Genomic DNA, 23,972 nt, shown 5'->3' on the forward strand with positions numbered 1-23,972 from the left:
TTACGTGTGGCTTGAGCACAACGTGCTGGAAAAAAGCAGATTGGCAGTGATTCATGCTCAAAATGCTCGAACCTGCGCCTGATAACAGGCAAAAAATCCTTTAGCACCAGCATAAACTGGAAAAAAAGCCCGGAGGTGCGCATGAATGGTTTCGCCAGTGCAGTCAATCACACGGCGTTGGATCAAGTAGAGCTGGACGAGTGGCGTGACGCGCTGGCCTCGCTGGTGGCCAACGCCGGTCCCGAACGAGCGCGGCAGGTCCTCGACCTGCTGGCCCGCGAAGGCAGCGCCCCGCACATCGACTGGAAACCCCGCCACGGCACGCCGTACATCAACAGCATCAGCGTTGCGCAGCAGCCGGCGTTTCCCGGTGACCTCGCCACGGAAGAGCGCCTGGCCTCGCTGGTGCGCTGGAACGCGCTGGCCATGGTGGTGCGCGCCAACCAGGCGTACGGCGAACTGGGTGGCCATATCGCCAGCTACGCCAGTGCCGCCGATTTGTTCGAAGTGGGCTTCAACCACTTTTTCCGCGCCCGCAACCCAGACTGTGGCGGCGACCTGGTGTTCTACCAGCCGCATTCCGCGCCGGGCATTTATGCGCGCGCCTATCTGGAAGGCCGCTTGAGCGAAGACGACCTCGCACACTACCGCCAGGAGATCGGCGGGCAACAAGCGGGCGCACGGGGTCTCTCCAGCTACCCGCACCCGTGGTTGATGCCGGACTTCTGGCAGTTCCCCACCGGTTCCATGGGGATCGGCCCGATCAGCTCGATTTTCCAGGCGCGTTTCATGCGCTACCTGCAGCATCGTGGGCTGCTCGACACCACCGACCGTCACGTCTGGGGTGTGTTCGGCGACGGCGAAATGGACGAGCCGGAAAGCATGTCGGCCTTGACCCTGGCCGCCCGCGAAGGGCTGGACAACCTGACCTGGGTGGTCAACTGCAACCTGCAACGCCTTGACGGCCCAGTGCGCGGCAATGGGCGCATCATCGACGAACTGGAGGCGTTATTTGCCGGTGCCGGCTGGAATGTGATCAAGCTGGTCTGGGGTTCAGACTGGGACGCCTTGCTTGCCAAGGACAGCGACGGCTCGCTGGTGAGCACGCTGTCGCAGACCGTCGACGGGCAATTCCAGACCTTCGCCGCCAAAGACGGCGCCTACAACCGTGAGCACTTTTTCGGCCAGAGCGAGTCACTGGCCAAGTTGGTCGAGGGCATGAGTGACGAGCAAATCGACCGTCTCAAGCGTGGCGGCCACGACATGGTCAAGATCCACGCTGCCTACCACGCCGCGCGCCGGGTCAAGGGCCAGCCGACGGTGATTCTGGCGCAGACCAAAAAGGGCTTCGGCATGGGCGAAGCCGGGCAGGGCAGGATGACCACGCACCAGCAGAAGAAGCTTGATCGGCAAGCGCTGATTGCCTTCCGTAATCGCTTCCAGTTGCCGCTGACCGACGAGCAGACCGAATCGCTGAGCTTCTTCAAGCCGGCCGACGACAGCCTTGAACTGCGCTACCTGCATCAACGCCGCCAGGCGCTGGGCGGTTACGTACCGAGTCGCAGCCAGATCGCAGCGCCGGTGGCGGTGCCGCCGGTGACGGGTTACGCCGGTTTCGCCACGGCGGCTGACGGCAAGGAGATGTCCACCACCATGGCCTTCGTGCGCATGCTCACCAACCTGCTCAAGGACAAGGCCCTCGGCCCGCGCATCGTGCCGATCGTGGCGGATGAGGCGCGCACCTTCGGCATGGCCAACCTGTTCAAGCAAATCGGCATCTATTCCAGCGTCGGCCAGCGCTACGAGCCCGAAGACATCGGCTCGATCCTCAGCTACCGCGAAGCCACCGACGGGCAGATCCTCGAGGAAGGCATCAGCGAAGCCAGTGCCATCAGCTCGTGGGTGGCAGCGGCCACCAGTTACTCAGTGCACGGCCTGCGCATGTTGCCGTTCTACATCTATTACTCGATGTTCGGCTTCCAGCGCGTCGGCGACCTGATTTGGGCCGCCGCCGACCAGCGCGCCCGCGGCTTCCTGCTTGGCGCCACGGCCGGGCGCACCACCCTGGGCGGCGAAGGGTTGCAGCACCAGGACGGCAGCAGCCACCTCAGCGCGGCCACCGTGCCTAATTGCCGCGCCTACGACCCGGCGTTTGCCGGCGAGTTTGCGGTGATCCTCGACCACGGCATGCGCCAGATGCTCGAGCACGATGTGGACGAGTTCTACTACGTAACGCTGATGAACGAAAACTACCCGCAGCCGAGCCTGCCGCGGGGTGTGGAGTCGGCGATCATCAAAGGCATGTACCGCTTGCAAGGTGCGCCAGATGCCCAAGTGCGCCTGTTGGGTTCGGGCACGCTGCTGCGCGAGGCCCAGGCTGCCGCGCAGTTACTGGCCGAGGATTGGCAGGTGGCGAGCGAGGTGTTCAGCGTCACCAGTTACAGTGAGCTGGCGCGGGATGCGCGGGAAGTGGAGCGGTGGAATCGCTTGCATCCTCAGGACGCCAAGCGCGTCAGCCATGTAAATGACTGCTTGCCCAACGGCGCGCCGGTGATTGCGGTGTCCGACTATGTGCGGGCGGTGCCGCAGATGATCGCTTCTTACCTCAATTGCAGCTACACCGTGCTCGGCACCGACGGTTTTGGCCGCAGTGACACACGGGCGGCGTTGCGGGATTTCTTTGAAGTAGATCGCCATCACCTGGTGCTGGCGGCGCTGACAGCGTTGGCGGAGCAGGGGAGTGTGGCGCGGGAGGTGTGTCAGCAGGCGATTGAGCGCTATGGCTTGCAGACAGAACGGGCGGGTTCCTGGATGTCCTGAACCACACACACATCAAATGTGGGAGCTGGCTTGCCTGCGATAGCGGAGTATCAGTCGACAAATTTATTGACTCGTCCACTGCTATCGCAGGCAAGCCAGCTCCCACAGAGTTTTGTGGTGAATGTTAGAACGTGGCAATCAGGGCTGGCCCAAACGCCTCCTTCAGAAACCCCGGCGCGATGTAACGCTCATAGTGCGCCTCGGACAATAGAAAAAACTCCCGATCAATCGCATCACGCAAATCCGCAAGGTTGCGCTCACGAAATTCCGGCAACAACGCCAGGCCATACGCATCCAGTCTGGAAATCACCCGCGCGCCCCGCGCAATCAACTGGTATGCCCAGCAATACGGCGACTGGTGGGGCACAAACCGAATTTTGCGGTCTTCCAGCTGCTGGCGCAGGCGCTGCGGGTCAAGCACTTCCAGCTTGCTGGCCATCACCTGCACCAGCAACTGTTCCAGGCGCTGCCACACTGCCTGCTTCTCGTCGGCGCTGTAGCCATTCCACTGAATCACTTCATGGTGATAACGCTTGCAGCCCCGGCAGACCAGGTCACCGTAAACGGTGGAGCACAGGCCGACGCAAGGCGTTTTGATGGTTTGATTGGGCATAAGGGTTTGTTTGCAAAGTCTATGGATCGCAGATTGCTAATGTGGGAGCGGGCTTGCCCGCGATAGCTGTGTGTCAGCCAATGCATCTTTAGCTGACCCAATGCCATCGCGGGCAAGCCCGCTCCCACATTGTTAGTCCCAGCTCAGCGCGCCGCCGGTCTGGTACTCGATCACGCGGGTTTCGAAGAAATTCTTCTCTTTCTTCAAGTCCATGATCTCGCTCATCCACGGGAACGGGTTAGTCGTGCCCGGATACTCTTCCTTCAAGCCGATCTGCGACAGACGACGGTTCGCGATGAACTTGAGGTAGTCCTCCATCATCGCCGCGTTCATGCCCAACACCCCACGCGGCATAGTGTCACGAGCATATTCAATCTCCAGCTGAGTCCCTTGCAGGATCATCTGGGTCGCTTCTTCCTTCATCTCGGCATCCCACAAGTGTGGGTTTTCGATTTTGATCTGGTTGATCACATCGATACCGAAGTTGAGGTGCATCGACTCGTCGCGCAGGATGTACTGGAACTGCTCGGCCACGCCGGTCATTTTGTTGCGGCGGCCCATCGACAGGATCTGGGTGAAGCCGCAGTAGAAGAAGATGCCTTCCAGGACGCAGTAGTAAGCGACCAGGTTACGCAGCAACTCTTTATCAGTCTCGACGGTGCCGGTTTCGAACTTCGGATCGGAGATCGAGCGGGTGTACTTCAGGCCCCAAGCGGCCTTTTTGGCGACCGATGGAATCTCGTGGTACATGTTGAAGATCTCGCCTTCATCCATGGGCAACGATTCGATGCAGTACTGGTAGGCGTGGGTGTGGATCGCTTCTTCGAAGGCCTGGCGCAGGATGTACTGGCGGCACTCCGGGTTGGTGATCAGGCGGTACACGGCCAGGACCAGGTTGTTGGCAACCAGGGAGTCGGCGGTGGAGAAGAAGCCGAGGTTGCGCATGACGATGCGGCGTTCGTCGTCGGTCAGGCCTTCGGGGTTTTTCCACAGGGCGATGTCGGCGGTCATGTTGACCTCTTGCGGCATCCAGTGGTTGGCGCAGCCGTCGAGGTACTTTTGCCAGGCCCAGTCGTACTTGAACGGCACGAGTTGGTTGAGGTCGGCGCGGCAGTTGATCATGCGCTTTTCGTCGACGGCGACGCGGGCGGCGGAGCCTTCGAGCTCGGCGAGGCCTTCGGCGACGTCGAGTTTGTCGAGGGCGGCCTTGGCGCGCACGATGGCGGCGGAGTCGTTGGCAGTCACATTGCGCGCTTCCAGTGCGGCCGCGGCGCCGGCGCCGTCAAGGCGGTCCATGTTGGCTTCGCTGGCATGCCCGGCGTTGGCGCCCTTGATCACCGCTGCACCGGTGTCTTCGTTGTCGACTTCATCCCAACTCAGCATTGAAATACTCCTTCCTGATCTGTTCTGACGGCGTGTTAACCCGTCCAAAAATATGCGGTTTGCAGGCTACCTGGCATTGAAATGCTGCGCATAGTGTGGTCGGTAATTAACGATACTGCACACTATGTAGTGGTCTGTTTTGTTTGTGGGCACACTATATGGTGTGTAACAAAGTAGGTCAACGCACAAGATGTGCGGTCATCGGTCGCTGCCCGGCGCCCATTCAGCTATAAAGCCTGGGTTCACTGGCCACACACGAAACTCAAGGGAATGAAAAAAATTCTGATCCGCGCAGCCGTCCAGGAAGACGCCTAAAGCATCTTCGCCGTGCATCAAAACTCGGTCGAAAACCTGTGCAACGCCGATTACGGCCCTGAGCAGATTGCAACGTGGCTCGATGGTCGCTCGCCTGAGACGTACCGCGCGGCCATTGCCGCGGGCAGCCTGTGGCTGGCGTATACCGATAGCCTGCAAGGTTTCGTCGAGATTGACGGCCATCAAATCAGCAAATTGTTCGTGCGCGGTGATGCGGCCGGGCAGGGCATTGGTGCGCGTTTGCTGAGTGAAGCCTTGCAGCACATCCAACACGCGGGCCATGCCAAGGCCTACCTGGAAGCAACCCTTCCATGGTTGAAACGCCACAATGAGGGACAGCGGTCAAATTGACGTCCTGTCCAGGACTGGATATGTTGTCTTGCATGAAAAAGACCTCTCCCGAACAAACTACGCTGATCAGCCAGCTCGAACAGATCGCCGAAGGCTTGAGCAAAACCTTCAGCCCGTTCTGCGAAGTGGTGCTGCACGACTTGCGCGACCCGCAGCACGCGATTCTGGCGATCCACAACAACCTCTCCGGGCGCCAACCCGGTGACCCGGCCACCGAACTGGGCCTGGCGCGCATTGCCGACCCGGACTACCCGCAGGTCCTCTCCAACTACCAGAACCAGTTCGCCGATGGGCGTCAGGTCAAAAGCACATCGATCGGCATCAAGGACACCAGCGGCAAGTACGTCGCGGCTTTGTGCATGAACGTCGATCTCTCGTTGTTCCGGGGCTTGCAGAGCATGCTGGAGCAGTTTGGTTCAGTCAGTGGCGACCAGCCCAATGAGTCCCTCGACCCGTCCGGCGCCGATGTGATTCGTGCGCGTATCGACCAGTTCGCCGCACGCCTGGCGACCACGCCGCGGGCACTCAAGGCGGCGGATCGGCGGCTGCTTCTGCAAGAGCTCAAAGACTCCGGCTGCATGGACGTTCGCCGGGCCATGGAAACTGTCGCCTCGCACCTGGGCGTGTCGCGCGCGGCGGTCTACACCTACGCCAAGTAACGCGCCAGCGCTTCAATCTCTACCAGATACCCGTGATGCAACTCGGGCACCGGCACCACCGCGCGGGCAGGGCGGTGCTCGCCCAGCGCGGCGGCGTAAATTCGGTCAAATTCCGGCCAGTGGTGAACCCCGGCCACGTACACCGTGACCTTGACCAAGTCCTGGGGCGAACCGCCAGCGGCTTTCAAGATCGCCAACACATTGTCCAGCGCCACCTGCGCCTGTTCGGCAAACGACGCCTCAAGGTTGTGGCGACCCTGCGCGCTGACCGGCAATTGCCCGGAGATATACAGCGTGTCGCCATGGCGGACGGCCTGCGAATAATGCCCGGCTGGCGGCGCGGCAGTCGCGGTGTGAATGATGTTCATGGCGCCTCGCTGAGCAGGGCGGCGTAGCGCTGGATATCGACGTTGCCGCCGGTGACGATAAGCCCCACGCGCTGGCCCTTGAACCGCTCGCCCAGTTGGCGCAACGCAGCCAGGCCAAGGCAGCCGGTGGGTTCCACCACCATCTTCATGCGCTGCATGAAAAAGCGCATGGCCTCCACCAACTGCGCGTCGGAGACGGTGAAGATGTCGTTCACCTGATCACGGATGATCGGGAAGGTGTAGTTGCCCAAGTGTTGGGTTTGCGCACCATCGGCAATGGTCGCCGGCGTGTCGATGTGCACAATGCTGCCGGCACGCAAGGAGCGCTGGCCGTCATTGCCGGCCTCCGGTTCGACGCCGAACAGTTGGCAATCCGGCGCCAGTGCACGGGTCGAAAGTGCTGTGCCTGAGAGCATGCCACCGCCGCCCAGGCCGACAAAGAGCGCGTCCAAAGGGCCGGTGAATTCCAGCAGTTCCTTGGCGGACGTGCCTTGGCCGGCGAGGATGTGCGGGTGATCGTAAGGCGGGATCAGCGTCATCCCTTGCTCGATGGCCAGGGTACGGCCGATGTGCTCGCGGTCCTCGGTGAAACGGTCATACAGCACCACGCTGGCGCCATATTCACGGGTCGCGGCGACCTTGGCGGCCGGCGCGTCGGTCGGCATCACAATCGTCGCCGGCATGCCCAGCAAACGCGCCGCCAGCGCGATGCCTTGGGCGTGGTTGCCTGAAGAAAACGCCACCACACCGGCCGTGCGCTGCTGCGCATCAAACTGCGAGAGGGCGTTGAACGCGCCGCGAAACTTGAACGAGCCGGTGCGTTGCAGGTGCTCACATTTGATGAACACTTCGGCGCCGGTTTCGGCGTTGAGGGTGCGCGAGGTGAGCACCGGCGTGGCGTGCGCGAAGCCCTCCAGGCGCTGGGCGGCGGCGATGACGTCTTGATAGGTAGGCAATTGCATGCGACGGACCTTGTGTGCGTGTCTGGATAAAATATCCATATCAAGACAAATAGTAAAGTTTCCCGTGTTCATGCTAGCGTTTCGAGCTTCTCTGAATGCTCGAGGGTTCGACGTTGATCAGACTCACCGACTACATCGCCAACCTTGCCCAATCACCGCTGGCGCCGTGGGCCGACCTGGCGCCCTGGGTGTTGGTCGCCCAGGCGCCCGCCATCGTGCGCCAATTGCTCACCGAACTGGCGCTTGATGATTACGTCATCCACGATGAAATCGCCGTGCACCGTACCGCGACGGTCGAACCCGGCGCCTTGCTCAAGGGCCCATTGATCATCGGCGCCGAGTGTTTTATCGCCAGCGGTTCGCTGCTGCGCGGTGGCTGCTGGCTGGAGGCGCAGTGCATCATCGGGCCCGGCGCCGAACTGAAAACCTCATTGGTATTCAAGGGCAGCAAGCTGGCGCATTTCAATTTTGTCGGCGATTCGGTGCTTGGCCACGGGATCAACCTGGAGGCGGGCAGCATCGTCGCCAACTACCGCAATGAGCGGGTGGACAAGGAGGTGCTGGTGCGCATTGACGGGCAGTTACAGCGCACCGGTTGCGACAAGTTCGGCGCGTTGCTCGGCGATCAGTGCCGGATTGGCGCCAATGCGGTGCTGGCGCCGGGTGCCGTGTTAGCCCCTGCCAGTGTGATCGGGCGCGGGCAGGTGTTCGACGCAGAAACGTCTGTATAAACGCAATGTTGAAAAGAGCATGGTGCACCGGCACGATATTAAATAGAATGAATCTCATTTGAGACTCACTCGCGCCGCGCAGGTCGCTTGCCATGAATGATGCTGTTGTCCCGACCCACGCCGCCGAACCCACCTTGTCGAGCTTGTACCGCGACCACCGCAGCTGGCTCGAAAGCTGGCTGCGGCGGCGCCTGGGCAATGCCTGGGATGCGGCGGACCTGAGCCAGGATACGTTCTTGCGCGTACTTGCCAGTGCCCAGCCGATTGCGCAGATGCAGGAGCCGCGCGCGTACCTGGTGACGGTCGGCAAGCGTTTGCTGGTCAACTTTCATCAGCGGCGCAGCCTTGAGCAGGCTTACTTAACGGCCTTGGCAAGCCTTGCGCACACCTGTGTGCCGTCGCCGGAGCAACGCTGGTTGCTGCTCGAAACCCTGCAGGCGCTGGATGAGTTGCTCGACGGTTTGCCCGTGCTGGTGCGCCGCGCATTTTTGTGGAGCCAACTCGAAGGCCTGGGTTATCGCGAGATTGCCGAGCGGCTCGACGTTTCTGAGCGCACCGTGAAGCGCTACATGGCGCACGCTTACGAACATTGTTTGCTGGCCGAGCTGTGAGCCGCGAGGTCGCGCGCGCCGCCGCGCAGTGGCTGGCCTTGCTGGAATCCGGCGCGGCCACCGAACGTGATCACGCTGCGTTGCAGCAGTGGCGCGACAGCCACCCCCAGCACGAACAGACCTGGCAGAAAGCCCAGGCCCTGCGCCAGCGTTTCAGCGACGTGCCGCCGGCATTGGCAATGGCCAGCCTCGACCGCCCGCAACCGTCGCGGCGGGCCATTCTCAAGCGTGCGCTAGGCGTGGCGGCGCTGGTGCCGACCGCTTGGCTGGTCAGCCGGCAGTTGCCCATCGAGGCATGGCGGGCCGACGTGCACACCGCCACCGGCGAGCGCCGGCGCCTGCCGTTGGCCGATGGCAGCAGCGTGCAACTCAACACGGCCACGGCGGTGGATGTTGATCTCCAGCAGCGGCGCATCACGTTGGTAGACGGTGAACTCGCCGTGAATGTGCCGGGCGCGGCGTCGATGACCGTGAACACCCGCTACGGCGAGGTTCACGTCAGCCAGGCCGAAGTGTGTGTGCGGCAATTGGCGTCCGGTTGTTTGGTCTCGGTGCTCAAGGGCGCGGTGCAGGTGCGCGACGTGCAGGGGCACGTGGCGACATTGAGCAGCGGGCAGCAGGCGCCGTTGCAGGCCAAAGGGCTTGGCGCCCGGGTAGCGTTCGATGCGCTGCAACTGGGCTGGCGCGACGGCGTGTTGACCGCACAGAACCAGCCGCTGGGGGATTTTCTGCGCGAACTGTCGCGTTATCGCCCAGGCGTGTTGCGCTGGGACCCGAGCCTGGAAATGCTACGCGTCACCGGCAGCTTCCGGCTGGACGACACCGACCGCATCCTCACGCTGCTGTCCCAGACGTTGGGGTTTGAGGTGCGAGCGCGGACGCGGTATTGGGTGACCTTGAGCCGCACGCTGGTTTGACGCTTTAACCCTTGATGGCCGCGATCAACTCGGCCGCCACCAGGAACATCCACGCCAGGCTCGGGATCGAGCGCAGCCCGGCAAACGTGGGCTCCAGAATGGTATGTTCCTTCATGCGTTATCGGAATATGCAGTCTCTGTGCCATCTGCTTCTACAGCGCATTTGCTCAGGTTTAAGCCGCTGTGGCTGTGATGGCAGCGGGCAGTTTGTTGATCAGCTGTTGCCAGGCGAACACTTCTTATATATCCGTATCGAATAAATAAAGAGTTATATATTTCTTTTAATGTTCGATTGGATGGCGCATTTTGAGGGCCTGCGCATTCGTGCGGATTGACCCAACAGCCAAAAGGAAAGCCGACATGACCATTAAAGCGATCAACGTGCGCAACCAGTTCAAGGGCGTCATCAAGGAGATTCTGCTGGGGGAAGTGGTGTCCGAGATCGACGTGCAAACCGCGTCCGGCATCGTGACGTCAGTGATTACCACGCGCTCGGTGCGCGACCTGGAATTGAAAGTGGGCAGCGAAGTGATTGCCTTTGTGAAGTCGACCGAAGTTTCCATTGCCAAGCTGTAAACCACTGGCTCGAAGCAAAAGCAGATTAAGTGCAGATCTGCTTTTTTGTGGGAGCTGGCTTGCCGGCGATGCGGGCACCTCGGTGCATCAGGCCTACCCAGTTGATCTCTTCGCAGGCAAGCCAGCTCCCACATTGACCCAGTACACGCATTACCCTGATGCACCCGTATCCAAATGTGGGAGCGGGCTTGCTCGCGAATGCGGTGGGGCATTCAGCTTTTCTGTCACTGATACACCGCCTTCTCAAGCACGCCCATTCCCACATGGATAGAGGCCAGCCCAGTGAACCTCAGTTGATGCGCGGGCCGCCGCCGCCCGGTTGATGCGGTTGCGGTTTGTCCGGGGGCGCATCGCTGGGCAGGCTCTTGGGTGGCGTGTTGGGGTCTTCGTAGTGCTTGTGCAAGTCCCCATCCAGCCGATTGCTCGACGACCCGCCTTTTTGCGGCGTCTGGTCGAAGTGCTCCCATTCCGATTGCTGGAAGCGAAAGATGCTGTCATCGGTCGGCGTGTCGCGGCCGTGGTAATGGTGGATTTCGTAGTGGGCGTACTCGACCTTGTCGGCCCAGTTGTCCTGCAATAAGCCGTCGCCGGCCAGATCGCGGTACCAGTCGTTTTCTTTCTCGGTGGCTTTCTGCTTTTTGTTGTGGTCGACAAAGTAGCCGATGATCCCGCCCACCACCGCCAGCACCACACCCACCAGGAACAATGGCCCGGTCAAGGCCGCCGCGGTGCCTGCGCCAAACAGCGCCGCCGCGCCGAGTACCCCGGCCGACGCACCGAACGCACCGCCCGCCACCTGCAGGCCGCCGGCCGCCTGGGCCAGCGGGTCTTTGCTGTCCACGCCACTTTTAATCGCCAGTGCGCCCAACACGATATCGGCGAACCCGCCGGCGATGTCCGTGGCCGGGCCGAGCACCTTGATGACCGAGCCGGCAATTTTCGCGGACTTGGACGCGCCGAGCTTGGCCGCGCCTGCAGCGGCGAGGCCGTCATCCAGGTGAGTCGCCAGGCCTTCGGTGGCCTCGGTGACGGCTTTGTCGCCTTCGCCAAACATCTTCGAAATGCCGTCGTACTGGCTGTCGGGCACGGCATCGAGTGCACTGGTGATCTTGGCTTTTACATCGGAGGGCAGGTCGTTGACGCGGAACTCGAAGTTCGGCTCCTGCAGACCGGTCTTGCCCCAGATTTCCGGCAGCGTCTTGTCCAGGCCAAGGAAGTCCACCAGGCCGCCTTTGCCCAGGGTCTCGCCGATCTTGTCGCCCAGGCGCACGAAGTGGCTGGAACCGCCGGCAAAACTCAAGAAGTCCTTGGCGATGGACATGCGCTGCGCGGGCGTTTCACCGAGCTTGCCGCCTTTGCCGACCAACTGGTAAAACGCCGAAAACAGGGTCACGCCGGCGCCGAGAGAACCCAGAATGCCCTTGCTGTTGAGGGTATGAAACACCTCGCCGAGCATGCCGCGGTCGGCGACCGGGATATAGGGTTTGCTCAACGCGGTTTTCAGGTCGGCCTCGCTGATCGAACCATTGTTCTTGTAGACCTCGCCCAACTCCTCCAGGGCCTTGGTCACGCCAGCGGATTTTTCCTTGCCCAGCAGGCCTTCGTTGAGGAATTTCTCCAGGGTTTCCTGGGTGCGCCGTGGCAGGTCGAGCAGGGTGCCTTTCAATACGCCTTTGAGCAGGCCGAACAGGTCTTTGGTGGCCAGTTCCTTGTTCTCGTCGGAGATCTTGCTCGGGTCCGAAAGGATCGCGTTGAGGTCGGTGGTCAAGCCGTCGGCCTGAATGTTCTGCGCCGCCTTGCTGGCCGCTTCCGGGTCGAACAACGACAGCGAGGTGAGGGTGTCGCTCAGGTCTTTCTGCGCCTCAGAGGTCTTGCCCTGGTCTTGCAGGTCCTTGAGGTACAGCACGTAATCCGGGTTGGACGTCAGGTCCAGGAGCTTTTGCTTGATCTCGTCCTTGTTCGGCAGCTTGTTGATCGCGTCGTCCATTTTCGACTTGTAGTCGGCCTGCACGGTCGGGTCTTTGAACAGCTCGCCGATCTGCTCTTGCACCGCCTTGCCGTCGATGATGTCGTGCATATCGGCCGAGGTCAGCTCGGTCTGCTTGTCATCGAACTCGCGCCAGGTGGTGTTGAACGGGCGCTTGGCTTCTTCGTAGCCGGTAATGCCGTGGCCATTCTGGTAGGCGGCCTGGGCTTCCAGCGCGCGCACCAGCTTGGCACGCGGGTCGTCTTTGGGAATCGAGCCATCCTTGACGCCGGCGCGGTAGGTGTCGATCAACTGGGTGGTGGCCAGCTCGCTGACGCTCAAGGTTGGCGACTTGTCGTCTTTGTCATCGGCATGCACGCCGGTGTCCATGTTCAGCACGTCGAGGTCACCGGCCTTGGGCAGGTTGTGCTGGGTGCGCGTGTCATCGACCGCGCCGGCACTGGAGGCGTCCCACTTGGCCTTGACGTCATCGTAGAGCTGCGGGCTGAGTTCCTTGGAGACGATGACCTTGCCTTCGCTGGTTTCGTAGCGGATCAGGCCATCGCCCAGTTCGTCGGGCGAACCGAACGTGATGTCGGTGTTTTTCAGGAAGTCATTCGGCCCGGCCAACTTATAGCCTTCGCTTTCGCTGGTGTGGATCTTCTCCCAGGTCTCGTGGGCGGTGGCGACGCTCTTGAACAGCTCGGGGCTGACGTCGGAAGACACCACCACCTTGGTGCCGTCATGCAGTTCGTAGGTGAGGATGCTGTCTTTCTGATCGTTGTTCCAGCTGAACGTCTTGTAGTCATTCAGGCCCGGCACCGGCGTGTTGGCGTCGGCCAGGGCCGCCCCGTTATTCAGCTCGCCTTCCACCACGGCCTTTTTGCCAGGGTCGGTGTAGACCTCGTGCAGGCCCGCCAGGTAGTCGAACAGCTTGGGGTTGTCGTCACGGGCCACGACCATCTTCTGGCCGTTGCTCTCAAAGCGGATCAGACCCGGGCCGACTTCATCCTCGGGGCCGACCGTGGTACCGGCGTAGGGCGGCCACACTTCGTTGTCGCTGGCGCGCTTGTAGCCGGCGTCTTCGCTGCTGGAGAGGCCGGTGAAGCTCGCATAGTCATCCTTGGCTTTCTGGAAGGCTTCGGGGTTGTCACGCTGGCTGACCACGACCTTGGTGCCGTCCTGGGTTTCATAGCGGATCACGCCCGGGCCGGTTTCGTCGGGCGGCCCGAGGGACTTGTAGTCGGCGAGCTTTTCCGGCGCTTTTGCATCCGCGCCAAGGCTCTGATAACCCGCGTTCTGGCTGGCCACCACGCCCGTGAGCGATTTGAAATCGGCACTCACTTGCTTGAACAGCTCCGGGCTGTCCTGTTCGCTGACGATGACTTTCTTTCCGTCCTGGGTTTCATAACGAATCAACCCAGGCCCGACTTCATCGGGCGGGCCGATGGCCTTGTAGTCGGCGAGGGCGGGCGGTGGCGTGGCGTCCTTGGCGGCCAGTGTATAGCCCTGTTGCTGGCTGGCATCGAGCCCCGATGGCGTCTTGTCCTGGGACTCGACTTTTTTGTGGGCGCTGTTTTTGAGCAGCACATGAAAAGCGGTGCCCGACTTGGATGGCGTGCGGGGAAGGGTTTTGGGATCGGACGAGCGATCAAGGGGCTGGGTCGCCATGCCATGAAACTCCTGCTGTTGCCGGTGGGACGGATGGGCAAAAACAGTAACAGCAGGGGTTCGGCGTTCGTTGCGAAACGTTGTGAATTAACGCCGGCGACCCGCGCTAACGGGCTCATCCGACCGGGTTGTGCAAGTCAACAGCCCGAGATTCGAGGAGGGCTGGCCCCGGCGATGGGGCCAGTCGCTTAGCGGTTTTTCAGGCTGCGCTCCATACGCTGCAAGCCCTCTTCGAGCATCGCACGCGGGCAGCCGAAGTTCAGGCGCACAAACTGCTGGCTGTCATCGCCGAACTCAATGCCGGCGCTCAGGCCGACCTTGGCCTGTTCCAGGAAGAACTGCTGCGGATCGTCCAGGACCAGGGCGCTGCAATCCAGCCACGCGAGGAAGGTGCCTTGCGGGGCATGCATCACCACGCCGGGCAAACGGGTGTGCACGGCGTTGAGCAGGTAGTCACGGTTGGCCTGCAGGTAGCTCAACAGCGCCTCCAGCCAGTCACCGCACTGGCTGTAAGCTGCGCGGGTAGCTTCCAGGCCAAGCGGGCTGACACTGTCGACCATGCCGCAACGCGCGTTATTGAAGCGCTCGCGCATCTGGGCGTTTTGCACCACGGCAAAACAAGTCTTCAAACCGGCGACGTTGTAGGCCTTGCTCGCCGACATCAGGGTGATGGTGCGCTGGGCGATCTCGGGGCTGAGGCTGGCGGTAGGCGTATGACGACGGCCATCGAAGCACAGCTCGGCGTGGATTTCGTCGCTGATGATCAGCGCGCCGCTTTCCAGGCAGGCGTTGGCCACGGCCAGCAATTCTTCGCGCGGGAAGACTTTGCCGATGGGGTTGTGCGGGTTGCTCAACAGCAGCGCGCCGGCGCCGGTCAGCGCCTGGCGCAGGGCCGGCAGCGGCGTGAGGTATTCGCCGTTGCTCAACGCGAAGGGCACTTCGATACGCGGCAGGTTCCAGTTCGCTGGCGCCAGGCGAATCGGGCGATAGTTCGGGGTTTGCAGCACCACCGGCTGGCCCGGCTGCACGAACGCGTGCAGCGCCATGTTGAAGCCGGGTTCGACGCCGGGCAAAAACAGCAGTTCGTCTGGCAGCACGCGCCAGGCGTATTTGGCCCACAGGTCGGCAACGATGGCGTCGCGCACATCCGGCCCGGCCACGCTGTAGCCCAGGATGTGTTGGTCGAGACGCTGGTGCAGGGCTTGCAGTACGGCAGGTGGCGCGGCGATATCCATGTCGGCGATCCACATCGGCAAGACGTCTTGCGGGTAACGGTTCCACTTGGTGCTGCCGGTGCCGAGGCGGGGGTGGATCGTGTCGAAATCAAAGCTCATGGGAGGCTCGTGTCAGGGAGGCAGGCGCAAGAATGGCGCTGATTCTAGCGCCATTATTTTTATAGGCCAGCGCTGATTGCCTCATACGGCGTCGGGATTTGTGGGGCGGCTTTGAAAGCCTGGTCACCGTGGCAGACACACGCGACCGTGAAAGCGCGACGGAGCGGGCGTTGAACCCGGTGGTGCGCTTGCATATCGGCTTGGAAGATGTGGCGGCGCTGATCGAGGATCTGCAGCGCGGCTTTGCCTTGGCGGGCTGAGTGAGGGGCGCTCCTACGCAAGGTGGGAGCGATCCCTTTATCAGTGCTTGACCGGAGTCGGCAGCGTCACCAGGCCGACGTAGCCGTCCCAGAATTTGTGCTGATCGACGCCAAATACCACCTTGGCTTTCTGCGTGCCCAGCGGTGCACCTTTCTGGTAGCCCAGCGCACGGCCGTAGTCGGCGCCGAACGTTGCGTCCACATCCACCCACAAATCGCGGGACTCGGTGACGATGTCCGGGCTGACCAGGAACAGCGCCGGCAAGCTGTCCCAGGTGAAGCTGTGGTAGCTGGGGTCTTTGTCGAACAGCGGGCCGAACTCGTGCTTGTACAGCTCGGCAATCGCGCCTTTGTGTGCCACCACGCGTTGGTACACCGACTTGTCGAAGGTGACTTTCTCGCACACGTCATTCGGGAAAATCACGTGCTCGATCGGTGAGCGCAGGACGATCTTCGCCGCCTCCGGGTCGAACCACCAGTTGAATTCCGCCGCCGGTGTGGTGTTGCCCGGAATCTGGAACGCACCGCCCATGTACACGATGCGCTTGATCAGCGGCACGATGTCCGGCGCCGAGCGAATCGCCAGGGCGATATTGGTCAAGGGGCCGACGGCGAGGATCGTCACTTGATGAGGATTGGCGCGCACGCTTTGCACGATGAACTGCGCGGCGGTCTCGCTGCGCAGTTGGGTGTGCGTCGCCAGGCCATCCGGTGGCGCGATCAACTGGGAGGGCGAGGCCGGGCGCGGGTTTTTGAACGCGCCTGGCCAACCGGCGCCAAACAGCGCTTTCTCTGCCTCGTAAGTGGCGTAGTCATGCAGCAGCGGGTAGGCGGCGCCGGAGTAGACGCCCACCTCTTTTTCCACGCCCATGCGTTCCACGGCCTTGAGGGCATCGACCTGTTCCTGGTCGACCCAGGCGTTGCCGCTGACCAGGGTCATGCCCAGCAGCTCGATGCGTTTTTGCGCATGCAGCTGGGCGAGCATGATAAAGGCCTGGCCGTCATCGTTGAGCACGTTGAAATCGGTGTCGAAGATGACTTTTTCGGCCGCTTGCGCGGTGCCGGCACACAGGCCGACCGCGACAAGCAGCGCACAGCTTTTAAAGAAGCCTTGCATGGTGATTCATCCGCAGAAATTGTTGTTGTTAACGGTTCACCAGTTTCGCCGGCAGGGCGATGACCAGGAAGCTGCTGAGAATCAGGCAGCCGGCGAAAAACCACAAGGCGCCCGCGCTGCTGCCGGTGACGTCGATGGCCACGCCCATCAGCGAGTTGCTCACCAGGCCGGCGATGTTCGCCACCGAGCAGGCGAGGGCAAAGCCGGTGGCTGCTGCGGTGCCTTTGAGAAAGGTTGCCGGCAGGCTGAAAAACACCGGCACGGCGCCGATGATCGCGGCCGAGGCGATGGCGAACAGCACCACCGTGGCCACCACGTTATGGGTAAAGAATGTGCTGGTGGCCATCGCCGCCGCGCCGATGAAAAACGGCACGATGATGTGCCAGCGACGTTCACGGTGTTTGTCGGAGCTGGCGCCGATCAGCAGCATGCCGAGCAACGCCGCCACGCTGGGTAATGCGGTCAGCAGGCCGATGTGGAAGGTGTCGGTAATCCCGGCGTTACGGATGAACGTCGGCATCCAGAAACCCATGGCGTAGGCGCTGAGCAGGATCGAGAAGTCGATACCGCCGAGCATCCACACTTTGAGGTTGAAGAAGCCGTCGCGGAAGCTGTGCTTGCTGCCGGTGGCGTCGGCTTCGTCCTTGCGCAGCTCACTTTCGAGCAGGGCCTTTTCGTCGTCCGACAGCCATTTGGCTTGCTGGAAAGTATTGGGCAGCGCCCAGAAGGTCAGCACGCCGAGCAAAACGCTGGGCACCGCTTCGATCAGGAACAGCCACTGCCAGCCGCGCAGGCCGCCCAGGTTGTCGAAGTGGCCCATGATCCAGCCGGACAACGGGCCGCCGATCACGCTGGACAGCGGCAGGCCGATCATGAACAGCGCGATGATGCGGCCGCGCCGATGCGTCGGAAACCAGATGGTCAGGTAATACAACACACCCGGCAAAAACCCGGCTTCGGCGGCGCCGAGCAGAAAGCGCAGGATGTAGAACTGCGTGGTGGAGGTGACCAGCATGGTGCAGGCCGAGAGCAGGCCCCAGGTGATCATGATGCGCGCGATCCAGATCTTCGCGCCGACCCGTTCCAGCACCAGGTTGCTGGGCACTTCAAAGATGATGTAGCCGACAAAAAACAAGCCGGCGCCAAGGCCGAACGCGGTTTCGCTGAAGTGCAGCTGGTCGAGCATCTGCAGTTTGGCGAAGCCGATGTTGATGCGGTCCAGGTAAGCGGCCAGGTAGCAGAAACACAGAAACGGAATCAGCTTCCAGGTGATCTTGTGGTAGAGCGTGGTGACGGGGTCGGCGACGGTGGTCGCGGGCGCTGCATTCGCAATGGGCATTGGGGTGTCTCCTGGCGGTGACTTATGGTTTTTATACAGCCGCTTTTGTTCCAGCACTTCGGAGTGCTGTAAAAGCGACTTCCAAAGGCAGTGTCAGAAGACTGAGATTTCCCTGCTGGAGGTCATCCATCTGTGGGCCGGGTGTGTGGGAGCTGGCTTGCCTGCGATGGCATCGACGCGGTGTCACTGAAGCACCGCAGCGCCTGCATCGCGGGCAAGCCCGGCTCCCACAGGGATCGGCTTCTACAGATGAGTGCCTTCCAAGCGGCTACCTCAGTTTTTTCCGGACCACGCTCTTTGTCGTGGTTCCTGGTGAATCGTTATTGCTCCCTGAACTTGCTCATCGCCTCCTGCTTGCTCACCACGTCGCCATACTTGCTGTCGATGTCGAACAGGTTGGCTTCGTGGGGCGCCGGGTGTCGGTCGCCGACGCATTCGCGCACGACGATGGTGCGAAACCCGTGTTGCACCGCATCCACCGCCGTGGCGCGAATGCAGCCGCTGGTGGAGCAGCCGGCCAGTACCACGGTGTCGATGCCTTGAGCGTGCAGCATCGGGGCCAGGCTGCTGCCGAAAAACGCGCTGGCGTACTGCTTGGTGATCACCACTTCATCGTCCAGGGGCAGCACCTCGGCGCAGAACGCCGCCAGTGGGTTGCCCTCGACCATGTCTTTCATCACCGGGGCTTTCTTGACCCAGATGCCGCCATCGGCGAAATGGCCGCGATGGTAGCGGATATTGGTGTGCACCACCGCAATCCCATGCTGGCGCGCACTGGCCAGCAACTCGACGCTTTCGGCCACGGCCGTGACCACGCCTGGCGCGAACAGTGGCGCGCCTTCAGTGGTGTAGCCCTGCATGAAGTCGATCATCAGCAGCGCGGCCTTTTTGCCGAAGCCGATGCGGTTGCCCCAGACGCCTTGGTAGTTGGCGTCGGCAGATTGTTCGCTCATTTCTGTTTCACCTCATTCTCTGTGTGTGGTGAGCGGGCTTGCCCCGCGTTGGGCTGCGAAGCGGCCCCAAAACCTGCCATGCGGTTTGCCTGACGAATCCCATTGCCTGGACGAGGGGCAGCTTCGCGCCCCAACGCGGGGCAAGCCCGCTCGCCACGACAAGCCCGCTCGCCACAGGAAGCCCGCTCGCGGTGAGTCAATAAGCGCCGGAGAGCAGGGCGCCGGCACCGGGCACGATAGGCTCCAAATCCAGCGCCTTGAGCATCGCGTAAGTAGTGGCGATGGCGGCAGTGAGCACCGGCTTGCCGGTTTGTGCCTCAACCTTGGCGACCACTGGCAACGACTGCATTTGCACACAGGCCGAGAGCACGATCACATCGACGCCTTCCAGGTTCATGCCCGCGACGATGGCCGGCAGGTTGGCCGGGTCGTGGCGCGCAACTTGGAGGTTGTCGGGGATTTCCAGCGCCCGCCAGTCCACCACCTCAAAGCCTTCTTCGCGTATGTAATTCACCACCAGTTCGGTCAGCGGCTTCATGTACGGCGCGACGATGGCGATGCGTTTGGCACCCATGACGTTGAGGCCTTCGATCAGTGCGCCGGCGCTGGTGATCACCGGGGCATTGGCGTCGTTATCGGCAGTGGCTTGGCGCAGGCGCTGCTCGGATTTGCGGTGATAACCCAAGCCCATGGCCATGATCGCCACCAGGCAGGCGTACCCCAGCACATCCACCTTGGCGTCGGACAGCTCGATGGCGCAGCGGTCGGACTCGCCGTCCATTGCCGCCAGTTCTTCCTTGCGCACCTGCTTCATGCGCATGCGGCTGGAGTGGAAGGTAAAACGCTCCGGGCGGATCGCCTGGCGCGCGTTGAGCATCGCCGGGATCTCGGTTTCCATGGTGGTGTTGGAACTCGGCACGATCTGGCCGATGCGGTAAGGCTTGTGCATGGTGGTCTCCGTTCTTAGTGGGTGAGGAAATCGCCGAGCGCGTCGAAGAAGCCCTCGAGGTCATCCCACGGAATCATGTGCCCGGCGTTGGGTACGCGAACGACCTGAATGGCCGGTTGCAGGTCCTGGATTTCGGCGATGTCTTCATCGAGGATCACGCCGCCGCGCCCGGCCACCATCAACAGGGCAGGGGCCTTGAGGTGAGGCAGGTCCTGATGGAAGTCCACCGTGTGAAAGTCATTGAAGGCGCGCACGATGGCGGGCTCAAAGCAGGTGTGCAGCCATTCGGCGCGCAGTTGCAGTTGCTCGGGTGTCCAGGTGGCGCAGAAGGCGCGCATGGCCTGTGCATCCATCCCAACCAGGGATTGGCGGATCGAATCGACGTACCACGGCAATTTGCTCGGGTATTCACGACGGCCGGGGCCGGACACTGGCGGGTCGATCAGCACCACGCTGTTGACGCCTTGCGGATGCTTGACCGCACTGCGCACGGCAAAGCGCGCGCCCATGGAGTGGCCGACCAGGTGGTAACGGTCCAGATTCAGTGCATCGGCGAATGCGCCAATGTCATCGCTGCAGGTGTCGGCGCTGTAGTCCAGCTCGGGGCCGGTGGACGACAAGCCGCGCCCGCGTACATCCAGCACGTACGTGTCGAAGTGCACGCCGAGGCGTTCGGCCACAAACCCCCAGGTAATCGCCGGGCTGGTGATGCCCGGAATCAGGATCAGCGCCGGGCCGTTGCCGCCATAGCGCAGGTAGTGCTGGCGAATGCCGTTGGCCTGGACGTTGCCACCATAGAGAAAAGTGCTCACGCGGCCACCCCCGATTTCAGTGGCTGCGCGTACAGGTCGTAGCCGTACACCCAATCCGGGTCTTCCTGGGTGCGCAACCACGTGTTGGCGTTGGACACCGCCTGCACGCGGGAGGCGCGTTCCTTGCGGTTGGCTTCGTAGAGCTGGAACGCGGTGCGGTAATCGCTGATGCCGGTTTCCTGCAGGCAACGGGTGAGCATGGCGGCGTCTTCGATGGCCATGCCGGCGCCCTGGGCCATGTGTGGCTTCATTGGGTGGCAGGCGTCACCGAGCAACACCAGGCGACCTCGGCTCCACAGTGGCAGCGGGTTGCGATTGCGCAGCGGCCATTTGGTCACGCTTTCGGTGGACTCGATCAGGGCCTGCACGGTGGGGTGGTAGCCCTTGAACGCCTCGAACATCTCTTCGCGGCTGCTGTCCACGAATGCGCCCTGAAAGTCCCATTCAGCATGCGGCACGCCAGTGACGTAGTAGTACTCGTCGCGTTTGCCGGTGGTGTAATACACCATCATGTGGCGGTCTTCGGTCCACCACTTGATGCAGTCTTCGAACGTAAGGTCGTACTTGGCCAACTGGTCGCCACGGATCAACGCGCGGTGCGCGACCCAGCCGCTGTACAGCGGTTTTTCCACGCCGAGCAGTTCTTCACGAATCTTCGAATTGATGCCGTCGGCGCCGATCACGATGTCGGCATAGGTCACTTCACCATCGGCGAAGGTCAGGCGCACCTGGGTGTCGGTTTCTTCGAGGGTTTCCAGGCGCTTGTTGAAATGCAGGGTGCCGGGCTTGAGGGTGGACATCTGCAGGGCGTGCAGGTCGCCGCGGTGCACGGTGACATACGAGGCGCCGTAGCCGGTGAGCGGGATGCGCGAGAGGTAGTCGCCGGTTTCGCCGCAACGGCTGAACCAATGCTCTGGGTGCGAGCCCATCAGGTCCAGCTGCTGTTCGATGCCCATGCGGCGGAAGATTTTCATGATGTTGGGGCCCATGTGGATCCCCGCGCCCAACCGGGAAAACTCCGGCGCCTGCTCGTAGACGTCCACGTCAAAACCGGCCTGCTGCAACAGGGTAGCTGCGGCGGCGCCGCCCAGGCCGGCACCGACGATGGCGATTTTTTGTGTGCTTCCCATGGGGCGTGATCCTCTGTTTTTTGATTGTCGGCGGCATCTGTCCGCAAGGTTTTTAAAGTGTATACGCTCATTTTTTAAAATGGGAAGCCCGCTTATGCAAATTTATTTTTTGGCCTCGTTGAACCTGTGTAATGCGATATTCCCAATAATTGCTGGGTTTGTTTCGATAGGTAACGTTTTGGTGCGCCGCTTGCAGTCCGCTTGCAATTCAGGTCTTATCGTTATTAATTGGCGTATACGCTATAAAAATGCACTAGAGTGAAGCGCAGTGCTTGAACTTGGTGCAGCCCCACAGGAGACAGGAAAATGCCGGTAAGCGATTGCGAACTGACCCAGATGTTTGAACACGTGCTGAAGCTGTCGAAGGTCGACCCGACCCAGAGCGTCGCCGTGCTCAAGAGCCATTACTCCGACGCACGCACCGTGCGCGCGGCGATGGAAGCGGCGCAGCGCCTGGGGGCCAAGGTGTATGCGGTGGAGCTGCCGTCGTTCAATCACCCGCGGGCAATGGGCAATGACATGACCGCCTACTGCGGCGACACCGCGCTCACCGGCAACATCGCCGCCCAGCGTGCGCTGGAAGCCGCCGACCTGGTGGTTGACACGATGATGCTGCTGCATTCACCGGAACAGGAGCAGATCCTCAAGACCGGCACGCGCATCCTGCTGGCCGTGGAGCCGCCGGAAGTGCTGGCGCGCATGCTGCCCACCGAAGAAGACAAGGTGCGTGTGCTGGCGGCCGAGCAATTACTGAAAAAGGCGCGTTCGATTCACGTCAAATCCCGCGCCGGCAGTGATTTCCGCGCTGCCTTGGGGCAGTACCCGGCGGTGACCGAATACGGTTTTGCCGATGAGCCTGGGCGCTGGGACCACTGGCCCAGCGGCTTCCTGTTCTCCTGGCCTAACGAGGAAACCGCCGAGGGCGTGCTGGTGCTGGACGTCGGTGACATCCTCCTGCCATTCAAGACCTACACCCGCGAGAAGATCACGCTGGAGATCGAGAAGGGCTTTATCACCAGGATCCACGGTGGTTTCGAGGCCGAGTACCTGCGTGATTACATGAAGTACTTCAACGATCCGGAGGTGTACGGCATCTCCCACATTGGCTGGGGCTTGCAGCCAAAAGCGCAGTGGACCGCCATGGGGTTGCATGACAAGAACGACGGCATGTGCATGGACGCGCGGGCGTTCTATGGCAACTTCCTGTTCTCCACCGGGCCGAATACCGAAGTGGGGGGCACGCGCAAGACGCCGTGCCACATGGACATTCCGCTGCGTCATTGCGATGTGTACCTGGATGACGAGGCGGTGGTTATCGCCGGTGACGTAGTCGCCCCAGCAGCCTCTCTGGCCCGCTGAAGATCCCAATGTGGGAGCGGGCCCGCTCCCACAGTTCTAACCGTGTTTCCTCAATGAGAAACTTGAGTCGATCCGGTAAGCCAGCCATCATGCCTCCCCATCGCCAATCACCCACCGAGCCCGCCGTGCCTGATTCCTACGTTTTCTCTGAACAAGTTGGCCACCTGCTGCGCAAGGCCTACCAGCGCCACCTGGCGATCTTTCAGCAGAATGTCGGCGACTCCCAGCTCACCGCCGTACAGTTCGTCACCCTGTGTGCACTGCGCGATCAGGGTGCAAGTTCCCTCACCGAACTGGTCAAGGCCACGGCCGTTGACCAGGCGACCATTCGCGGCATTGTCGAGCGGCTCAAGGCCAAGGAACTGATCACGCTGGAGCCGGACCCGCAAGACAAGCGCAAGGTGGTGGTGGACCTGTCTGCCGCAGGCGCCGACCTGGTCGCGCAAACCGCGCCGCGTGCCGCGCAGATCAGCGAACTGACCCTGAGCAACCTCAACCCGGCTGAACGGGTGGCGGTGTTGTTCCTGCTGCGCAAGATGATCGACGACCCACAGGAATAGTGGGCTTGTTGTGGCGAGCGGGCTTGCCCCGCGTTGGGCTGCGCAGCAGCCCCCAAACCCGCCATGAGGTTCACCTGAATAACCCCATCGCCTGGACGAGGGGCCGCTTCGCGCCCCAACGCGGGGCAAGCCCGCTCGCCACAACCACCATAAACCTGCATACGTCACGATAATCCCAACCCCTTGGCATCGTTTTTGCTCGGTGTTGATGTAGTA

At 61.8% G+C, this 23,972-nt stretch carries 22 protein-coding genes; 10 read left to right on the forward strand and 12 right to left on the reverse strand.

Features of this window, described 5'->3' with window-relative positions:
- The first annotated feature begins 141 nt into the window (after positions 1-141).
- On the forward strand, positions 142-2,820 hold the full coding sequence (gene mdeB, locus ABWL43_RS13255; protein WP_404488072.1) for an alpha-ketoglutarate dehydrogenase: 2,679 nt from the start codon (positions 142-144) through the stop codon (positions 2,818-2,820).
- Between the two features lie 124 nt (positions 2,821-2,944).
- Here the strand turns inward: mdeB and ABWL43_RS13260 are convergent, their stop codons facing one another.
- Both ABWL43_RS13260 and ABWL43_RS13265 read right to left on the reverse strand, forming a co-directional pair.
- Positions 2,945-3,433 (reverse strand): DUF1289 domain-containing protein, encoded by a 489-nt coding sequence (locus ABWL43_RS13260; protein WP_404488073.1) that lies wholly within the window; start codon positions 3,431-3,433, stop codon positions 2,945-2,947.
- A gap of 132 nt (positions 3,434-3,565) precedes the next feature.
- Entirely contained in the window at positions 3,566-4,816 is a 1,251-nt protein-coding gene (locus tag ABWL43_RS13265) for a ribonucleotide-diphosphate reductase subunit beta (protein ID WP_404488075.1), read from the reverse strand.
- Positions 4,817-5,143: 327 nt separating this feature from the next.
- Here ABWL43_RS13265 and ABWL43_RS13270 point away from each other — a divergent pair, with 327 nt between their 5' ends.
- Together ABWL43_RS13270 and ABWL43_RS13275 are read left to right on the forward strand one after the other, a co-directional pair.
- Positions 5,144-5,482, forward strand: coding sequence for a GNAT family N-acetyltransferase (locus ABWL43_RS13270; RefSeq protein ID WP_404488078.1), 339 nt, complete (start codon positions 5,144-5,146; stop codon positions 5,480-5,482).
- A 32-nt stretch (positions 5,483-5,514) separates the two neighbouring features.
- Positions 5,515-6,141, forward strand: coding sequence for a transcriptional regulator (locus ABWL43_RS13275; protein WP_404488080.1), 627 nt, complete (start codon positions 5,515-5,517; stop codon positions 6,139-6,141).
- Here the strand turns inward: ABWL43_RS13275 and ABWL43_RS13280 are convergent.
- Both ABWL43_RS13280 and ABWL43_RS13285 read right to left on the reverse strand, forming a co-directional pair.
- Positions 6,129-6,509, reverse strand: a complete 381-nt coding sequence (locus ABWL43_RS13280; protein ID WP_404488082.1) for a RidA family protein — start codon at positions 6,507-6,509, stop codon at positions 6,129-6,131. The two genes, ABWL43_RS13275 and ABWL43_RS13280, sit on opposite strands and share 13 nt — an antisense overlap.
- Positions 6,506-7,471, reverse strand: coding sequence for a threo-3-hydroxy-L-aspartate ammonia-lyase (locus tag ABWL43_RS13285; protein WP_404488084.1), 966 nt, complete (start codon positions 7,469-7,471; stop codon positions 6,506-6,508). The genes ABWL43_RS13280 and ABWL43_RS13285 overlap by 4 nt, the downstream gene beginning before the upstream one ends.
- 113 nt (positions 7,472-7,584) lie before the next feature.
- Between ABWL43_RS13285 and ABWL43_RS13290 the strand changes: the two genes are divergently transcribed.
- The 4 genes from ABWL43_RS13290 (at position 7,585) to ABWL43_RS13305 (ending at position 10,306) form a co-directional block, all read left to right on the forward strand.
- Positions 7,585-8,202: an LpxA family transferase gene (locus ABWL43_RS13290; protein ID WP_404488405.1), complete on the forward strand. Its 618-nt coding sequence runs from the start codon at positions 7,585-7,587 to the stop codon at positions 8,200-8,202.
- Positions 8,203-8,294: 92 nt separating this feature from the next.
- Complete coding sequence (locus ABWL43_RS13295; protein ID WP_404488086.1) at positions 8,295-8,813, forward strand: sigma-70 family RNA polymerase sigma factor; 519 nt, start codon at positions 8,295-8,297, stop codon at positions 8,811-8,813.
- Positions 8,810-9,730 carry a FecR domain-containing protein gene (locus ABWL43_RS13300; RefSeq protein WP_404488087.1) on the forward strand — a complete coding sequence of 307 codons (921 nt, stop codon included), beginning with the start codon at positions 8,810-8,812 and terminating at the stop codon, positions 9,728-9,730. The genes ABWL43_RS13295 and ABWL43_RS13300 overlap by 4 nt, the downstream gene beginning before the upstream one ends.
- Before the next feature lie 360 nt (positions 9,731-10,090).
- Positions 10,091-10,306 carry a molybdopterin-binding protein gene (locus tag ABWL43_RS13305; RefSeq protein ID WP_003173733.1) on the forward strand — a complete coding sequence of 72 codons (216 nt, stop codon included), beginning with the start codon at positions 10,091-10,093 and terminating at the stop codon, positions 10,304-10,306.
- Positions 10,307-10,595: 289 nt separating this feature from the next.
- Here the strand turns inward: ABWL43_RS13305 and ABWL43_RS13310 are convergent, their stop codons facing one another.
- Positions 10,596-13,943, reverse strand: a complete 3,348-nt coding sequence (locus ABWL43_RS13310; RefSeq protein ID WP_404488090.1) for a hypothetical protein — start codon at positions 13,941-13,943, stop codon at positions 10,596-10,598.
- Positions 13,944-14,131: 188 nt separating this feature from the next.
- Positions 14,132-15,277: a MalY/PatB family protein gene (locus tag ABWL43_RS13315; protein WP_404488092.1), complete on the reverse strand. Its 1,146-nt coding sequence runs from the start codon at positions 15,275-15,277 to the stop codon at positions 14,132-14,134.
- 128 nt (positions 15,278-15,405) lie between these two features.
- Between ABWL43_RS13315 and ABWL43_RS13320 the strand changes: the two genes are divergently transcribed.
- Positions 15,406-15,537 carry a hypothetical protein gene (locus ABWL43_RS13320; protein WP_404488518.1) on the forward strand — a complete coding sequence of 44 codons (132 nt, stop codon included), beginning with the start codon at positions 15,406-15,408 and terminating at the stop codon, positions 15,535-15,537.
- A gap of 40 nt (positions 15,538-15,577) precedes the next feature.
- Here the strand turns inward: ABWL43_RS13320 and ABWL43_RS13325 are convergent, their stop codons facing one another.
- From ABWL43_RS13325 to ABWL43_RS13350, 6 genes are all read right to left on the reverse strand, one after another.
- A complete protein-coding gene (locus ABWL43_RS13325; RefSeq protein WP_145165615.1) occupies positions 15,578-16,654 on the reverse strand; it encodes a nucleoside hydrolase in 1,077 nt (358 codons plus the stop codon).
- Between the two features lie 28 nt (positions 16,655-16,682).
- Entirely contained in the window at positions 16,683-17,993 is a 1,311-nt protein-coding gene (locus tag ABWL43_RS13330; protein ID WP_404488094.1) for an MFS transporter, read from the reverse strand.
- A gap of 320 nt (positions 17,994-18,313) precedes the next feature.
- Positions 18,314-18,946, reverse strand: a complete 633-nt coding sequence (locus ABWL43_RS13335; RefSeq protein ID WP_242197076.1) for an N-carbamoylsarcosine amidohydrolase — start codon at positions 18,944-18,946, stop codon at positions 18,314-18,316.
- A gap of 196 nt (positions 18,947-19,142) precedes the next feature.
- The gene (locus ABWL43_RS13340) at positions 19,143-19,895 is read right to left on the reverse strand and encodes an Asp/Glu racemase (RefSeq protein WP_145165612.1); all 753 of its coding nucleotides are present in this window, start codon (positions 19,893-19,895) and stop codon (positions 19,143-19,145) included.
- A gap of 14 nt (positions 19,896-19,909) precedes the next feature.
- Positions 19,910-20,707: an alpha/beta fold hydrolase gene (locus tag ABWL43_RS13345; protein WP_404488096.1), complete on the reverse strand. Its 798-nt coding sequence runs from the start codon at positions 20,705-20,707 to the stop codon at positions 19,910-19,912.
- A complete protein-coding gene (locus ABWL43_RS13350) occupies positions 20,704-21,837 on the reverse strand; it encodes an FAD-dependent monooxygenase (RefSeq protein WP_242197067.1) in 1,134 nt (377 codons plus the stop codon). The genes ABWL43_RS13345 and ABWL43_RS13350 overlap by 4 nt, the downstream gene beginning before the upstream one ends.
- A gap of 306 nt (positions 21,838-22,143) precedes the next feature.
- On the opposite strand from ABWL43_RS13350, the gene ABWL43_RS13355 reads away from it, so the two are divergent.
- Together ABWL43_RS13355 and ABWL43_RS13360 are read left to right on the forward strand one after the other, a co-directional pair.
- The gene (locus ABWL43_RS13355; protein WP_404488098.1) at positions 22,144-23,196 is read left to right on the forward strand and encodes a 2,5-dihydroxypyridine 5,6-dioxygenase; all 1,053 of its coding nucleotides are present in this window, start codon (positions 22,144-22,146) and stop codon (positions 23,194-23,196) included.
- A gap of 125 nt (positions 23,197-23,321) precedes the next feature.
- On the forward strand, positions 23,322-23,756 hold the full coding sequence (locus tag ABWL43_RS13360; protein ID WP_315975600.1) for a MarR family winged helix-turn-helix transcriptional regulator: 435 nt from the start codon (positions 23,322-23,324) through the stop codon (positions 23,754-23,756).
- The last annotated feature ends 216 nt before the right edge of the window (positions 23,757-23,972 follow it).

Source organism: Pseudomonas sp. HT11, from assembly GCF_044875395.1.
Taxonomy (GTDB): Bacteria; Pseudomonadota; Gammaproteobacteria; order Pseudomonadales; family Pseudomonadaceae; genus Aquipseudomonas.

Excerpts from the sequence above, each read along its gene's own strand:
- mdeB (WP_404488072.1), top strand. The coding sequence starts at position 142 with ATGAATGGTTTCGCCAGTGCAGTCAATCACACGGCGTTGGATCAAGTA.
- ABWL43_RS13260 (WP_404488073.1), bottom strand. The coding sequence starts at position 3,433 with ATGCCCAATCAAACCATCAAAACGCCTTGCGTCGGCCTGTGCTCCACC.
- ABWL43_RS13265 (WP_404488075.1), bottom strand. The coding sequence starts at position 4,816 with ATGCTGAGTTGGGATGAAGTCGACAACGAAGACACCGGTGCAGCGGTG.
- ABWL43_RS13275 (WP_404488080.1), top strand. The coding sequence starts at position 5,515 with ATGAAAAAGACCTCTCCCGAACAAACTACGCTGATCAGCCAGCTCGAA.
- ABWL43_RS13280 (WP_404488082.1), bottom strand. The coding sequence starts at position 6,509 with ATGAACATCATTCACACCGCGACTGCCGCGCCGCCAGCCGGGCATTAT.
- ABWL43_RS13285 (WP_404488084.1), bottom strand. The coding sequence starts at position 7,471 with ATGCAATTGCCTACCTATCAAGACGTCATCGCCGCCGCCCAGCGCCTG.
- ABWL43_RS13295 (WP_404488086.1), top strand. The coding sequence starts at position 8,295 with ATGAATGATGCTGTTGTCCCGACCCACGCCGCCGAACCCACCTTGTCG.
- ABWL43_RS13305 (WP_003173733.1), top strand. The coding sequence starts at position 10,091 with ATGACCATTAAAGCGATCAACGTGCGCAACCAGTTCAAGGGCGTCATC.
- ABWL43_RS13310 (WP_404488090.1), bottom strand. The coding sequence starts at position 13,943 with ATGGCGACCCAGCCCCTTGATCGCTCGTCCGATCCCAAAACCCTTCCC.
- ABWL43_RS13315 (WP_404488092.1), bottom strand. The coding sequence starts at position 15,277 with ATGAGCTTTGATTTCGACACGATCCACCCCCGCCTCGGCACCGGCAGC.
- ABWL43_RS13325 (WP_145165615.1), bottom strand. The coding sequence starts at position 16,654 with ATGCAAGGCTTCTTTAAAAGCTGTGCGCTGCTTGTCGCGGTCGGCCTG.
- ABWL43_RS13330 (WP_404488094.1), bottom strand. The coding sequence starts at position 17,993 with ATGCCCATTGCGAATGCAGCGCCCGCGACCACCGTCGCCGACCCCGTC.
- ABWL43_RS13335 (WP_242197076.1), bottom strand. The coding sequence starts at position 18,946 with ATGAGCGAACAATCTGCCGACGCCAACTACCAAGGCGTCTGGGGCAAC.
- ABWL43_RS13340 (WP_145165612.1), bottom strand. The coding sequence starts at position 19,895 with ATGCACAAGCCTTACCGCATCGGCCAGATCGTGCCGAGTTCCAACACC.
- ABWL43_RS13350 (WP_242197067.1), bottom strand. The coding sequence starts at position 21,837 with ATGGGAAGCACACAAAAAATCGCCATCGTCGGTGCCGGCCTGGGCGGC.
- ABWL43_RS13355 (WP_404488098.1), top strand. The coding sequence starts at position 22,144 with ATGCCGGTAAGCGATTGCGAACTGACCCAGATGTTTGAACACGTGCTG.